The sequence below is a fragment of the Streptomyces acidiscabies genome, assembly GCF_020010905.1.
Classification (GTDB): Bacteria; Actinomycetota; Actinomycetes; order Streptomycetales; family Streptomycetaceae; genus Streptomyces; species Streptomyces acidiscabies.
Map to the genome: position 1 here is coordinate 5,783,395 of NZ_JAGJBY010000001.1, position 13,760 is coordinate 5,797,154.

At 72.9% G+C, this 13,760-nt stretch carries 12 protein-coding genes; 3 read left to right on the forward strand and 9 right to left on the reverse strand.

Going from position 1 to position 13,760, the window contains the following annotated elements; translation table 11 throughout:
* The first annotated feature begins 43 nt into the window (after positions 1-43).
* On the forward strand, positions 44-1,816 hold the full coding sequence (locus J8M50_RS26405; protein ID WP_010357416.1) for an ABC transporter ATP-binding protein: 1,773 nt from the start codon (positions 44-46) through the stop codon (positions 1,814-1,816).
* Positions 1,817-1,974: 158 nt separating this feature from the next.
* On the opposite strand, the gene J8M50_RS26410 is transcribed toward J8M50_RS26405, so the two are convergent.
* The 3 genes from J8M50_RS26410 to J8M50_RS26420 all read right to left on the reverse strand — a co-directional run bounded on the left by J8M50_RS26410 (position 1,975) and on the right by J8M50_RS26420 (position 4,169).
* Positions 1,975-2,913, reverse strand: a complete 939-nt coding sequence (locus J8M50_RS26410; RefSeq protein WP_010357418.1) for an SCO2400 family protein — start codon at positions 2,911-2,913, stop codon at positions 1,975-1,977.
* A gap of 189 nt (positions 2,914-3,102) precedes the next feature.
* On the reverse strand, positions 3,103-3,318 hold the full coding sequence (locus J8M50_RS26415; RefSeq protein ID WP_158002822.1) for a hypothetical protein: 216 nt from the start codon (positions 3,316-3,318) through the stop codon (positions 3,103-3,105).
* A gap of 116 nt (positions 3,319-3,434) precedes the next feature.
* Complete coding sequence (locus tag J8M50_RS26420) at positions 3,435-4,169, reverse strand: GAF and ANTAR domain-containing protein (protein WP_010357419.1); 735 nt, start codon at positions 4,167-4,169, stop codon at positions 3,435-3,437.
* 167 nt (positions 4,170-4,336) lie between these two features.
* Between J8M50_RS26420 and J8M50_RS26425 the strand changes: the two genes are divergently transcribed.
* Positions 4,337-4,999: a restriction endonuclease gene (locus tag J8M50_RS26425; protein WP_010357420.1), complete on the forward strand. Its 663-nt coding sequence runs from the start codon at positions 4,337-4,339 to the stop codon at positions 4,997-4,999.
* A 174-nt stretch (positions 5,000-5,173) separates the two neighbouring features.
* Positions 5,174-8,263, forward strand: coding sequence for an amidohydrolase family protein (locus J8M50_RS26430; RefSeq protein ID WP_010357422.1), 3,090 nt, complete (start codon positions 5,174-5,176; stop codon positions 8,261-8,263).
* A gap of 2 nt (positions 8,264-8,265) precedes the next feature.
* On the opposite strand, the gene J8M50_RS26435 is transcribed toward J8M50_RS26430, so the two are convergent.
* Genes J8M50_RS26435 through J8M50_RS26460 form a run of 6 tightly spaced genes read right to left on the reverse strand, consistent with a single transcriptional unit; the run spans position 8,266 to position 13,717 of the window.
* Positions 8,266-9,306, reverse strand: coding sequence for a 2-aminoethylphosphonate ABC transporter substrate-binding protein (locus J8M50_RS26435; protein WP_010357424.1), 1,041 nt, complete (start codon positions 9,304-9,306; stop codon positions 8,266-8,268).
* Between the two features lie 22 nt (positions 9,307-9,328).
* A complete protein-coding gene (locus J8M50_RS26440) occupies positions 9,329-10,126 on the reverse strand; it encodes an ABC transporter permease (protein ID WP_029184332.1) in 798 nt (265 codons plus the stop codon).
* The gene (locus J8M50_RS26445; RefSeq protein WP_010357426.1) at positions 10,113-10,895 is read right to left on the reverse strand and encodes a 2-aminoethylphosphonate ABC transporter permease subunit; all 783 of its coding nucleotides are present in this window, start codon (positions 10,893-10,895) and stop codon (positions 10,113-10,115) included. The genes J8M50_RS26440 and J8M50_RS26445 overlap by 14 nt, the downstream gene beginning before the upstream one ends.
* Positions 10,888-11,910 (reverse strand): ABC transporter ATP-binding protein, encoded by a 1,023-nt coding sequence (locus J8M50_RS26450; RefSeq protein WP_010357427.1) that lies wholly within the window; start codon positions 11,908-11,910, stop codon positions 10,888-10,890. Before J8M50_RS26450 ends, J8M50_RS26445 begins: the two co-directional genes overlap by 8 nt.
* The gene (locus J8M50_RS26455) at positions 11,907-12,587 is read right to left on the reverse strand and encodes an HAD family hydrolase (RefSeq protein ID WP_010357428.1); all 681 of its coding nucleotides are present in this window, start codon (positions 12,585-12,587) and stop codon (positions 11,907-11,909) included. The genes J8M50_RS26450 and J8M50_RS26455 overlap by 4 nt, the downstream gene beginning before the upstream one ends.
* Positions 12,588-12,592: 5 nt before the next feature.
* Positions 12,593-13,717, reverse strand: coding sequence for a TIGR03364 family FAD-dependent oxidoreductase (locus J8M50_RS26460; RefSeq protein ID WP_010357429.1), 1,125 nt, complete (start codon positions 13,715-13,717; stop codon positions 12,593-12,595).
* Positions 13,718-13,760 lie beyond the last annotated feature (43 nt).

Genomic DNA, 13,760 nt, shown 5'->3' on the forward strand with positions numbered 1-13,760 from the left:
CGCTGGGATGGGAGGGACGGACCAGAGCGCGAGGAGCAGACGGATGAGCGGCGTCGGACCCGAGGCCATGGCGGAGAAACCGCCCGCACGGGAGACCATGAAGGCGCTGCGCGCGTACGTCCGCCCGCACCGGTGGGCCGTCGCACTCGGCCTGCTCCTCGCGCTGCTCGGCGCGGCGGGCGGGCTCGCGCAGCCGCTCGCCACCAAGGCGCTCCTCGACCGTCTTTCGGCGGGCGAGGGCGTCGCCGCGATCCTCCTCGCGCTGACCGCGCTGGTCCTGCTCGGCACGGCGGCCGAGGCGCTCGGCGCGTACGTCCTGGAACGGACGGCGGAGTCGGTCGTTCTCGCGGCACGCCGCTCCCTCGTCGGACGGCTGCTGCGGCTGCGGATCGCCGAGGTGGAACGCGTCCCGCCGGGCGACCTCATGTCCCGGGTCACCTCCGACACGACGCTGCTGCGGGCCGTCACCACCCACGCGGTCGTCTCGGCGGCCACCGGCTCCGTCGCGTTCGTCGCCGCGCTCGCCCTGATGGCGGCCCTGGACGCCGTCCTGCTGGGCGTCACCCTCGGCGTGCTCGCGGTGATCGGCGGCGCCGTCGCCCTGGTCATGCCGAAGATCGCGCGGGCCACCGAACGCGCCCAGGAGTCGGTGGCGGAGATCTCCACCGTGCTGGAGCGGGCCTTCGGCGCGTACCGCACCATCAAGGCGTCCGGCGCCGAGGAGCGCGAGACCGCCCGCGCGGAGGCGGCCGTACGGCGGGCCTGGCGGCACGGCGTACGGACCGCGAAGTGGTCGTCCGCAGCGGACGCCTCGGTCGGGCTCGCCGTACAGCTGTCGTTCCTCGCGGTGCTCGGCGTCGGCGGGATGCGGGTCGCGTCCGGGGCGATCCCCGTGTCGACGCTGATGGCGTTCCTGCTCTACCTCTTCTACCTGATCGACCCGGTGTCCCGGCTGGTCGACGCCGTCACCGACTACCAGGAGGGGGCCGCCGCGATCTCCCGGATCACCCAGGCCGAACGCCTCGCCGTCGAACCCCGGGTCTCCCCGGCGAAAGCCCCGCCCGCCGCGACGTCGGCCGCGCCGGTCCGCTTCGAGGACGTCTCCTTCCGGTACGGGCCCGGCCTGCCGCCGGTCCACGACCGGGTCAGCTTCGACGTCCCCGCCACCGGGCTCACCGCCTTCGTCGGGCCCTCCGGCGCCGGCAAGTCGACGGTGTTCGCGCTGCTGGAACGGTTCTACGAGGCGGACTGTGGCCGCGTCCTCGTCGACGGCACCGACGTACGGGACTGGTCCCTGCCCCACCTGCGCGCGAGCCTCGGGTACGTCGAGCAGGACGCGCCCGTCGTCGCGGGCACCCTGCGGGAGAACCTCCTGTTCGCCGCGCCCGACGCGACGGACGACGACCTGCGGGACGTCCTCGCCCACACGCGGCTCACCGGCCTCGTCGACCGGCTGCCGGACGGCCTCGACACACCGGTGGGGCACCGGGGTTCGACCCTCTCCGGCGGCGAGCGCCAACGCGTCGCCATCGCCCGGGCGTTGCTGCGCCGGCCCCGGCTGCTCCTCATGGACGAGGCGACCTCCCAGCTCGACGCCGTCAACGAACTCGCCCTGCGCGACCTTGTGGAGGAGACGGCGCGCGAGACGACGGTCCTGGTGGTGGCCCATCGGCTGTCGACGGTGATCCGCGCGGACCGGATCGTGGTGATGGAGGCGGGGCGGGTGCGGGCGGTGGGGACGCATGAGGAGCTGCTCGCCGGGGACCGGTTGTACGCACGGTTGGCGGCTACGCAGCTTCTGGCACCGACGAGTTGACGGGGGGCGGTGGGTGGGGCTCGCCTTGGCCGGTGGCCCCACGCGGCTTGGAGGGCTCTGCTCAGCGGACTGGCGGAGTTCTCGCGTGACCCCGGTGGTGCTTACGGCGGCTGGCGGGCCCTGCGGAGTGCGGGGCCCGCCAGATTGTCAGCCGGTGATCACTTGATGCAGACCAGCCCGAGCAGGCAGAGCCCGGCGGGGTCGGTGGCGTCCGACGCGGTCCCCGAGCCGGACGTTCCCGAGCCGGAGGTCCCGGAGCCCGAAGCCCCCGAGCCCGAGGCGCCTGACCCCGAGGTGTCGCCCCCGGATGTGCTGCCCCCGGATGTGCTGCCCCCGGACGTGCTGCCCCCGGACGGCGACGGCGCGGGCGTCGGTTCCGTCGCCGTGCCCGAGGTGCCCGGCGTCGTGGCGGTGCCCTGCGACCCGGTGGAAGGCGTCGGCGAGGAGGGAGCGGCCTGCCGCTGGTTCGCCTGGGCGCCCTGCGGCTGCGCGGCGGACTGCTCGCGCGGTGTGTTCGGCGTCTGCACGGTCGGCGCGGAGTGCCCCGAGGCCCCCGTCGTACCGCTTGCCGCCGAGGAGCGGCCCGGCGTCGTGCCCGGCGTGGCCCGCTGCGCGTCGGACGCCGTCGTACCCGGCGTGTACTGGGTGATCTCCTCCTCGGCGACCCCCATCGTCTCCCGGTCCGGCGCGGACGCGGCCTGCGTGCGGGCCGGGGTCTGCCGGTTCATCGAGGCGACCGTGAGACCCCCGCCGACCAGGGCGACCGCCGTGGCGACCAGGGCCCGCCGCTGGGTCTTCTTCCACCGCTCCCGCTGACGGCGGCGCGCGGCACGCCCGTCGGGGGTGGCAGCGGCGGCGTCGTACGGGGTGTCGGCGTCGTACGCGGTCTCGGCGGGATCGACTTCGTACGAGGCGTCGTGCAAGGTGTCGTGCGGTGTCTCGGCGGGGAAGGCGTGCTGGACCTGTACCGCCGTGCTCGACGCGATCGGTGCGGGTGCTCCGCCGGGGAGCGGGGCGATGTCCGGGGCGTACGCACCGCACCCGGGGCACACCAGGGCACCGTTGAGATGACGACGGCACGTGGAGCAGTAGTCCATCCGTGGCCTTCCTGACTCGACTGTGCCATCGGCTCGTTGCGCCGTGGCCTGGTTCCGTTCGCACGGGGGGCCGAACGGCGAGAACGCTAGCGAGCCTTTCGACAGGCCGTGCGCAGCCTGTGTGAAGCACTTGCGGAGATGCCGTTGGCATTGTCGGGATGCAGGCATAGGAAGGCACTTACCGGATTCTCACACCGGGCGATACCCGTACTCCCTTGCGCAGTACGGGAGTTGAACCGCCGACAGCCCTGCGGGCGCGGGTTCGGGCTCCGGTGTCGGCTCGGGATGCGGGAGCGGATCGGGTCCCGGCATCGGGGGCTGCGGCGGGGGAGAGGGGACGGGCCGGGGCGGCAGCGGGGCCGGGCGGGTCGGGTCGGGGTGGCCGGGCAGGCGGGGAATGGTCATGGTTCTTGGCTCCGGAGGGTGCGTGTACCCGTGCCGGGTTTCCCGTCGTACGTCGCTCAAACCCGGCGGCGGCCACAGGCAGGGGAGACACCGCGCTCGCCGCGAGCGAACTCCGCTCAGTCGTCGCCGAGGTCCAGCGTGCCGTCGATGACGCCCAGTGCGACCTCGGCGGAAGTCCGGCCCTCGGCGAAGGCGCGCGCCCGTAGCCGCAGGAGCGCCTCCTCGGCGTCGACGCCCAGCCGGAACATGATCATCCCGGTGGCCTGGTGCACTTCCTCGCGGTCCGTCTCGGCTCCCGCCAGCCACGTCACGTCTCCTTCGGGGTCCGCGTACGTGTGGTCCAGGGCGATGACGGCGAGCGCGACGGCGTCGGCGACCAGCAGGGCCGTCCGCACCTGCGCGTCGCTCAGCGAACCCGACGTCTCTCGGTAGAGGTCGAGGGTGCCGAGCGCGCCCGCCCCGACCGCCAGCGGCAGCGAGAACGCGGCCTTCGCGCCCGCCTTCGCGGCCAGCACGGAGAACAGCGGCCAGCGCCGGTCGGCCGGGGGACGCGTCAGGTCGGTCGCGAACACCGGCGCCCGCAGCCGCACCGCCTCCATGCCGGGCCCCTCCCCGAGCGTGTACTGGATCTCCGCGAGCCGCGCCGCGACCGCGTCGCTCGCGCACAGCACGACCCCGAGGTCCGCGCCGTCGCCGAGCACCGACACCGACAGCCCCGAGGCCACCGGGAGCAGCGCGAGACACGCCCGCCCCAACGCCTCCGGCACCTCCGAGGCGGCCAACCCCCGCACCCCCGCGACGAGTTCGTACGTGACACGGGCACGCTCGGCGTTCCAGTCGTCCTCGGCCATCCTCACCACCTACCGGTCCACGCGATCTCGGCACCGGCACCCCGGGTGTCCCTTCGGAGGCGAGGAAAACCGCAGCCGTACGGCTCTCTGGCCGAGAAGTCCCCCTTGGCGCACCCCTGCACCCCTTCCACACTGACCGGCAGTGCGGCGGAACGGGGGGGGGCGGGATGGCCAGGCGAAGAGGGCGTCGGCAGAAGGTACGGCAGCGTCGGCGGGCAGCGCTCTGGGCAGCCGCCGCCGTCGCGTTCCTGGCGTGGCGCTGGCCCTGGCTGCTGCTGGCGCTCGTGGGGGCCTCGGCGGCCGGCGGCGCCGGATGGTTCCTGTGGGGCGCGCACCGGCGCGCCCGCCTCGGCGACCTCGCGTGGCGGCGCCACGAGCACAAGGTCGCCCTGGAGCGGTCCATGGCCGCCGTCGACGCCCTGACCTGGCAGGACTTCGAGCGGTACGTCGCCGAGCTGTGCCGGCGCGACGGCTGCACCGGCGTCAGCGTGGTCGGCGGCGCGGGCGACCTCGCGGCGGACGTCGTCGGCGTGCTGCCCGACGGGCGGCGTCTCGTCGTCCAGGTCAAGCACTACGCGCTGCACCGCAAGGTGCCCAGCGGGGACGTACAGAAGTTCGTCGGGATGGCGTTCGCCGAGCACCGCGCGGACGTCGCCCTGTTCGTGGCGACCTGCGAATTCAGCAACCAGGCACGGGACTTGGCGGTCCGGCACAACATCGTCGCCCTCAACCGGGACCTGTTCGGGGCGTGGAACAACGGGGCCACGCTCAGCTCGCTGCTGCCGCTCGGGGGGAGCGGCGGGGGGCCTCGGCGGCAGCGCGGGGGGTGACGAGGGGGCGCGCACGAGGGCCCGCATCGCCGTAAGTGCTCCGGGGGTGTTTTCCGGCCATACGGCGCACGCGTGGGTGCATTTCCCCTCGACCGTCTGATCTTATGACTGTCTGCCTAATGCTGACATGCCCATGGCCTTTGCGCCGGTAGGGTCACAAAAGGGGACACTCGCATGGACGGACGCGCGTACGACATCAGCCGCAGGGGTTTCATCGGAGCGGGCGCCGGAGCAGGGGCCGCGCTGCTCCTGGCCACTCCCGCCGAAGCGACCGCTGCCGGGAGAACGTTGTCATTCACCTCCGGCACCAACGCGGGCGTGACCGCCGCCCCCGACGGCGCACGCCTGATCATCGAGGTCCAGGGCGTCCTGTGGTCCCTCCCGGGGACCGGCGGCACGGCCACGGCGCTGACCGAGGCGACCCTGGAGCCCACCCGCCCGAGCTGGTCCCCGGACGGCACGGCGGTCGCCTTCTGCGCCTACCGGGGCGGCGGCTTCCACCTGTGGACCATGGCCCCCGACGGCACCCGGCTGAGGCAGCTCACCTCGGGACCGTGGGACGACCGGGGCGTCAGCTGGTCCCCGGACGGCCGTCACCTCGCCTTCTCCTCCGAGCGCGGCAGCAGCGACGTCACCGGCGGCTCGTACGACATCTGGACGGCCGAGGTCGCCACCGGCCGCCTCACCCGGCTGACGTCCACACCGGACGCCGAGGACTACGACCCGGCGTGGCACCCCGACGGCGACCGCATCCTGTTCGTCCGCGCGGAGAAGGGCGTCGCCCGCACGATCGCCTCGGTCCCGGCGGCAGGCGGTGACGTCAGCGCCGTACGCACCGTCGACAGCGGCAGCCTCCTCGGGCCCGCCGTCGCGCGGGACGGGCGGCTTGCGTACGTGTGGCTGAGCGCGCCGACCGTCGCCGCCTACTCGCAGAGCGCCTCGCTCGTCGTGGACGGCACGGTCGTCTCCGGGGACGAGGACGTGTCGCCGCAGCCGCCGAGCTGGACGGCCGACGGGCAGCTCCTGTACTTCGCGGACGGCAAGGTCGTCCGGCGCACGGGCGCCACGAGGACCGTCGTGCCGTTCACCGCGCGCACCCCGGTGACCCGCACGCCCCGCCCCGACAAGCGGCGCGACTTCGACTCCACCGGCAGACGGGCCGTACGCGGCGTGCACTTCCCGGTGCTCGCGCCCGACGGCCGCTCGGTCGCGTTCTGCGCGCTGGGCGCCCTGTGGCACCTGCCGATCGGCGGACGGCCCCGCAAACTCGTCGAGTCCGACCCCGCGCACTACGTCCAGATGCCGTCGTGGAGCCGCGACGGCCGCAGCCTCGTCTACGTCCACGACCGCGACGGGCTCGCCGCCGTCCACCGCGTCGACCTCGCCGACGGCACGGACACGGTCCTCGCGTCCGGCGGCCGGGTCAACCCCGCGCTCGCGCCGGACAGTTCACGGCTCGCCTGCCACGACGTCACCGGCAACCTCATCGTCGTCGACCTCGCCGACGGCACCGAGAAGCTGCTCGCCGCGCCGCTGGGCGCGAACGGCCTTCCGGGCAGGCCGAGTTGGTCGCCCGACGGCCGCTATCTCGCGCTGTGCGACCGCAACCGGCTCAACCAGCGGTTCCGCGAGGGCTACAACGTCATCCGGATCGTCGACACCCGCGACGGCACGTCCCGTTCGTACCTGCCGAGCCCGCACGCCTCCCTCGCCGACCGCTACGACAGCGGCCCGGTCTGGTCGCCGGACGGCACGCACCTCGCGTACATCGCGGAGTCCGCGCTGTGGGTGCTGCCGGTACGGCCGGACGGCACTCCCGACGGCGAACCGCGCCGCCTCACCGACGACCCGGCCGACCACCCCTCCTGGTCCGGCGACTCCCGACGGCTGCTCCATCTCTCGGGCGCCGCACTGAAGTTGACCGGCGTGGACGGCACCGGGAGCCGGACCGTCCCCGTCCCGCTGCACACCGCCCGCCGCCTCCCGCCCCGCACGGACGTCGTCCGCGTCCACGCCGGGCGCCTCTGGGACGGCACCGGGGAACGCGTCCGCGAGGACGTCGACATCGTGATCGAGGGCAACCGCATCACGTCCGTCGAACCCCACCGCGCGGCCCGCCCCGGGGAACGGCTCGTCGACGCGTCCCGGCAGACGGTCCTGCCGGGCCTGTGGGACGCCCACACGCACACCTACCAGAACATCTACGGCGGCCGACAGAGCCGCCTGAACCTCGCCTACGGCGTCACCAGCACCGCCTCCCTCGGCGGATTCGCCTACGAGCAGGCGAGGTTGAAGGAGGCGACCGACGGCGGCGCGCTGGACGGGCCGCGCCTGTTCACCACCGGCGAGCTGATCGACGGCAGCCGGGTCGCGTACAGCATGGGCCGCGCCCACGCCACGACGGACGGGGTGCGCCGCAGCCTCGAACGGGCCGGTGCCCTCGACTACGACTTCGTGAAGACGTACGTCCGCGCCCCCGCCTCGACCATGGCCGAAGCCGCCCGCACGGCACGGGAGTTGGGTGTCGCGGCGGGCAGTCACCTCCTCACGCCCGGCCGCCAGACGGGCCAGACCCTCACGACCCACCTCCTCGCCACCCAGCGCCAGGAGTACAGCCGGGCGGTGTCCCCGACCGGCCACTCCTACCAGGACGTCCACGAGATCTACCGGAGCGGCGAGTTCGCGCTGATCGTCACCCCGTTCGCCGCGCAGTACGTGCTGGGGACCGACCCCGAACTCGCCCAGGACCCGAGGGTGACGAACCTGATGCCGCCGTGGGACGTCGCCACGGTCCGCAACGCGGCCGGGACCGCGCCGACGCCGGACCAACTCCGGGGCCTGGGCATCGAGATGGGGATCTACCGCAGGGTCGTGGAGGAGGGCGGCACCCTCGCGCTCGGCACGGACGCGCCGCTCAACCCGGTCGGCCTGCACGTCCACCTGTCGCTGCGCGCCCTGCACCGGTACGGCGGCTTCACGCCGGTTCAGGCGCTGACCAGCGCGACGTCCGTCCCGGCTCGTGTGTTCGGGGTCGCGGACGATCTCGGGACGGTCGAGCCGGGGAAGCTGGCCGACCTCACGGCCGTCGACGGCAACCCGTTCGCCGACTTCGACGACCTGGTCCGCACGGCGTGGACGATGCGCGACGGCACCGTCCATCGCCCTGCGGACCTGCTCGACGACGAGGAGCGCACGCTGCATGCCGGGGCGGACTGGCTCGCGGTGGGGGAGATCCTGCACCGGGACGGGTGCTGTGCCGGTTAGCTCTAACTCCCCGTCGCCGACTTCCAGTTCTCCACATACGTCGACAGGTTCGCGGAGACGTCGTTCCAGTCCGGCGTGAAGACCTCCACCCCGGCCATCAGCTCGGCCAGCGCGGCGGCGTCGGCGTCCGTGGCCTTCACGTCCTTGCGGGCGCTGAAGCCGCCGCCGATCGAGCTGACTTCCTGCTGGGCCTCGCGGCTCAGCAGGAAGTCGAGGAGTTTCTTGCCGTTGGCGGAGTGCGGGGCCTTGGTGACGAGACCGGCCGCGTAGGGGAGGGCGAAGGTGGTCGGCTTCTTGTTCTGCGCCGCCGGGAACCAGATCCCCAGGTTCGGCATCGTCTTCGCCTGCGCGTAGTTCATCTGCACATCCCCGTTCGCGACGAGGAGTTCACCCTTGTCGACCTTGGGCGCGAGCTTGCCGGTCGAGGCGGAGGGGCCGACGTTGTTGGCCTGGAGCTTCTTGAGGTAGTCCAGCGCGGGCTTCTCGCCGCCGAAGTCGTGAACCGCCTTGACCAGCACGGCGGTTCCGTCACCGGCGACACCGGGCGTCGAGTACTGGATCCTGTTCCTGTACTTGCCGTCGAGAAGCTCCTGCCACGTCGTCGGCGGCTGCTTCAGCTCCTTCTTGTCGTAGACGAACCCGAAGTAGTTGTCGACGACAGAGGTCCAGGTCCCGTCGGCGGCCTTGGTCGCGGTGTCCGACCCCTGCGGCGCGTACTTCTGCAACAGGCCCTTGCCGTCGGCCTGTTGGATGAACGGCGGAAGCGTGACGAGGACGTCGGCCTGCGGATTGCTCTTCTCACGGACGACACGCTGCGCCATCTCGCCCGAACCCCCCTCCACGTACGCGACCTTGACACCGGTCTGCTTCGTGAAGTCGGCGAAGACCTTGTCGTACCAGCCGTCGCCGTTCTCCCCCTTGAGACCGTCGGCGCTGTACACGGTGACGACCTTGGCGTCGGAGGAGGCGGCAGAGGTCCCGCAGGCGGAGGCGAGGACGAGGAGGGACACGGCGATGCTGAGCTTGACGGCGTTACGGGGCATGGCGGTTGGACTCCAGATGTTCTCAGCGGTACGACGCTCTTGTACGGACCCGGGACACGGCGAACAGGACGAGCAGAGTGGCTGCCATCAGCACCACCGCGAGCGCGGACCCCGCGAACAGGGCGCCCCGGTCGGTGGCGGAGTGGATCAGGACCGGCAGCGGGGTCCAGTCCGGCGGATAGAGCATCACCGTGGCGCTCAACTCGCCCATGGACAGGGCGAAACAGAGACCTGCGGCGGCGGTGAGCGACGGCAGCAGCAACGGCAGCTTCACCCGCCGCAGCACGTACGAGGGACGCGCGCCGAGCGAGGCCGCCGCCTGTTCGTACGCCGGGTCGAGCCGCGCCAGCGCCGCCGACACCGACTGGTACGCGAACGCCGTCACCAGCACGGTGTGCGCGAGGATCACGATCCACCGCGTGCCGTTCAGCAGCAGCGGCGGCTTCGAGAACGCGACCAGCACCGCCAGTCCCACCACGACCGACGGCACGGCGACGGGGAGCACGAACAGGGCGTCCAGGACCCGCCGTTGACGCTTCTTGAGCGCGGCTCCGGCGAGGGCGGCCCAGGTTCCGGCGGCCAGCGCCAGCAGGCTCGCGGCGGTCGCGGTGAACAGGCTCGTGGTGAGGGCCTTGAGGGAGTCGCCGCTCGTCGCGGAACGGTAGTTGGCGGTCGTCAGGCCCGAGGGCAGGACGCCGGACCAGTGCGTCGCGAACGACGCGCCGAGGATGACGAGGAGAGGCAGCGCGAACAGCGGCAGGAACAGAACGAAGAACACCGTCCACACCGCCCACTTGGCCCCACGGCTATGCACCAGCACGACGGCTCACCACCCGGTACACCGCGTAAAGCCCCACGGACAGCGCGACGTTGACGACCGCCACCACGCACGCGCCCGCGTAGTCCGACTCCAGGATCGCCTTGCTGTAGATCAGCAGCGGCAGGGTCGTCACGCCCTTCGCCCCGGTGAACAGCACGATCCCGAACTCGTTGAGGCACAGCACCAGGACGAGGCTCCCGCCGGCCGCGAGCGCGGGCAGCGCCTCGGGCAGGATCACCCGCCGCACGATCCTCGGCGCCCGCGCGCCGAGACTCGACGCCGCCTCGATCTGCGCGGTGTCGAGCTGCGAGAACGCCGCGAGCAGGGGCCGCATCACGAACGGCGTGAAGTACGTGACCTCCGCGAGCAGCACACCCCAGGGCGTGGTCAGGAACTGGAACGAGCCGACGATGCCGGTCGTGCCGTAGATGAACAGCAGGGCGAGCGTGATCAGGAACGACGGGAAGGACAGGAACACGTCCACGAACCGCGCGACCGCCCTCGCCCCGGGGAACGGGACGAACGCGATGACCAGCGCCAGGAAGAACCCCAGCACCAGACACCCGGCGGTGGAGGCGAGCGCCAGCCACACGGTCGTCCACAGCGCCTGCCGGAACGCCTCGGAGGCGAAAACGTCCGTGTACGGCTGGAGCGACGTGCCGCCCGAGTCGGGCTGGAAGGACTGCTGGACGACCAGGGCCAGCGGATAGAGGAAGAAGACGGCGAGGAGGGCGACCGGAGGCAGGGTCCACAGCAGGCGTCTAGTCATGGAGCAGCACCGCGTCCTCGGGGGAGAAGTGCAGGGTGACGCGCGCGCCGTGGACCGGCGGGTCCCGCAGCTCGCGTACGTCGGCCATGACGGTGTGCCCGGCGACCTCGACGTACAGCCGGTGCGTGGCGCCGCGCCACTGGATCTCCCGTACGGGGCCGGTGAGTTGGTTCGGCCCTTCGCCCAGCCCGACGAGATGCGGTCGGACACACAGCGTCGCCGGACCGGTCACGTCCTTCGCGTCGACCTTCATCCGCGTCCCCGCGAACTCCGCGACCCCGTCCGTCACTTGCACCGGCAGCAGGTTCGCCCCGCCCACGAACGACGCCGTGAACTCGTCCCCCGGCGCCCGGTACAGCTCCCGGGGCGTCCCGCATGCCTGGAGGCGGGCCCGGTCGAGCACCGCGATCCGGTCCGCCAGCGTCAGCGCCTCGACATGGTCGTGCGTGACGTACAGGATCGTCATGTCCGGCAACTCCCGGTGCAGTCGGGCGAGTTCGGTGAGCATCTCGGACCGCAGCCGGGCGTCCAGCGCCGACAGCGGCTCGTCCAGGAGCAGCACCTCGGGCCGGATCGCCAACGCCCGCGCGATGGCGACGCGTTGCTGCTGGCCACCGGACAACTCCCGGGGACGGCGCCGCGCGTACGCCCCCATCCCGGTCAACTCCAGCGCCTCACCGACCCGTTGCCGGATCTCGCCCTTGTTGACGCGGCGCGCCTTCAGCCCGAACGCCACGTTGTCCTCGACCCGCATATGCGGGAACAGCGCGTACTGCTGGACGACCATCCCGATGCCCCGCCGGTACGGCGGTACGTCGGTCACGTCCCGTTCGCCGAGGAACACCCGCCCCGCCGACGGCCGCACGAACCCGGCGACGGCCCGCAGCGCGGTCGTCTTCCCGGACCCGGACGGTCCGAGCAGCGCTATCACCTCACCCGGCTCGACGGTCAGGTCGAGCGCGTCGAGGACGGTGTTCCCGTCGTAGGCGACGCTCACGGAGTCGAAGCGGATCACGTCAGTACTCCGGGCAACTCGGCGACGGAGCCCAGCACATGACCGGCCCCGGCCGCCCGCAGCGCCTCCGCGTCGTGCGCCCCGGTGAGGACCCCCGCGACCACCCCGGCCCCGGCGCGCACCCCGCTGAGCACGTCGTACGAGGTGTCCCCGACGACCGCGACCTGCCGGACGCCCTCGGCGGCCTTCGTCCGCACGAACGCCTCCAGGACCATGTCGGGGTACGGCCGCCCGCGCCCGCCCGCGTCCGCCGGGCACAGGGTGAGCGCCACGAGGTCGCGCCAGCCGAGCGCGTCGAGGATCGCGTCCTGGGTGACGCGGGCGAAACCGGTGGTCAGGACGACCGTCCGGCCCTCGGCGGCGAGCTGCTCGATGGCCTCGCGGGCGCCGGGGACCGGGGCGATCAGGCCGTCGGCGACGAGGTCGCCGTACGCCTGCTCGAAGGCGGTGTTGGCGCGCTGGGCGGTTTCCTCGGTCTGGAGGAGGTGGCGGAAGACGGAGATCTTCGACTCGCCCATCGTGGTGCGGACGTAGGCGAGCCGGTCGGGGGTGGGGTCGAGGCCCAGCGAGCCCAGGGCCGTCGTGAAGGCGCGTTCGACCAGGCCGCCGTCGGCGACGGTCGTACCGGCCATGTCGAGGACGACGAGGCGGATGTCGTGCGGCATGTCGGTGGTCATGGGGTTCACCAGCCCAACTGGTCTGCGGTGGTCTCGGCGATGGCGGGTGCGCAGGTCATGCCGCGTCCGCCGGGGCCCGTGACCAGCCAGACGCCGTCGCGGACCTGCTGGCGGTGCACGACACGGCTCGTGTCGAGGCACTGCGCGTACACGCCCGCCCAGCGGCGGCGGATCGCGGGGAGCGGGCGGCCGAGGAGGGACTCGACGACGCCGGTCAGGTGCTCGTAGGGGTCCTCGACGGTGTCGAAGGAGAAGGGGTGCTCGTACTCGTGGGTGTCGCCGACGGTCAGGCCGCCGTCCGCGCGCTGGACCATGAGGAGCTGCATCCGGTGCTCGGCCGCCGTATCGGGCTGCGGCTGGCGGGAGTTGAGGGCGTCCAGGGCGGGGGAGGCGTACGCCGGGTAGTAGCGGAAGCTGTCCGCGTCCGCGACCGACGTCGTCAGGGGTTCGCCGAGCGGCGCGGTCTGCATCATCTGCAACCGGACGCGGCGCACGGGGAGTTCGGGCCCGGCCAGCTCGCGCACCAGGCCACCCAGCCAGGCGCCGGTGCACAGGACGACGGCGTCGCCCGTGTGCACGTCGCCGTGGTCGTCGCGCACGGCGTGCTCGCCGATCACCTCACGGACCTCGCGGCCCGGGAGGAACGTGTAGCGCGGGTTCCTCAACAGCTCGGCGCGCAGGGCGCGTTGGGCGGTCCGGGGTTCGACGGCCGCGTCCCGTGCGCAGTACAGGGCCGCGCCGAACTCCCCGCGCAGCGCCGGGTTCAGCGCCCGTGCCTCGCCCGGCGTCAGCAGCTCGTACCCCCGCACGTCCGCGTCGCCCCGCGCCGCCGCGTACTCGGCGACGGCGTGTTCGAGGCCGCCGCGTACGACGGTCAGGGACCCGTTGGCGCGGAAGCCGAGCGCCGGGACGCGCTCGCCGATCCCCTCCCACAGCTCCCTCGCGCGCAGCGCGGCCGACAGCTCCTCGCCGTCCGCGCGTCCGCTCACCCAGACGAGCCCGAAGTTGCGCAGCGACGCGCCCCGGGCCTCCGCCTCGCGCTCGATCTGTACGACCTCGTGGCCGCGTTCCAGTGCTTGCCAGGCGTGCAGGGTGCCCACCACGCCGGCTCCGACGACTATCACTCTCACGACCGTCACGCTCCTCGCCGTGCGGGAACCGGAAGGGTCCGGC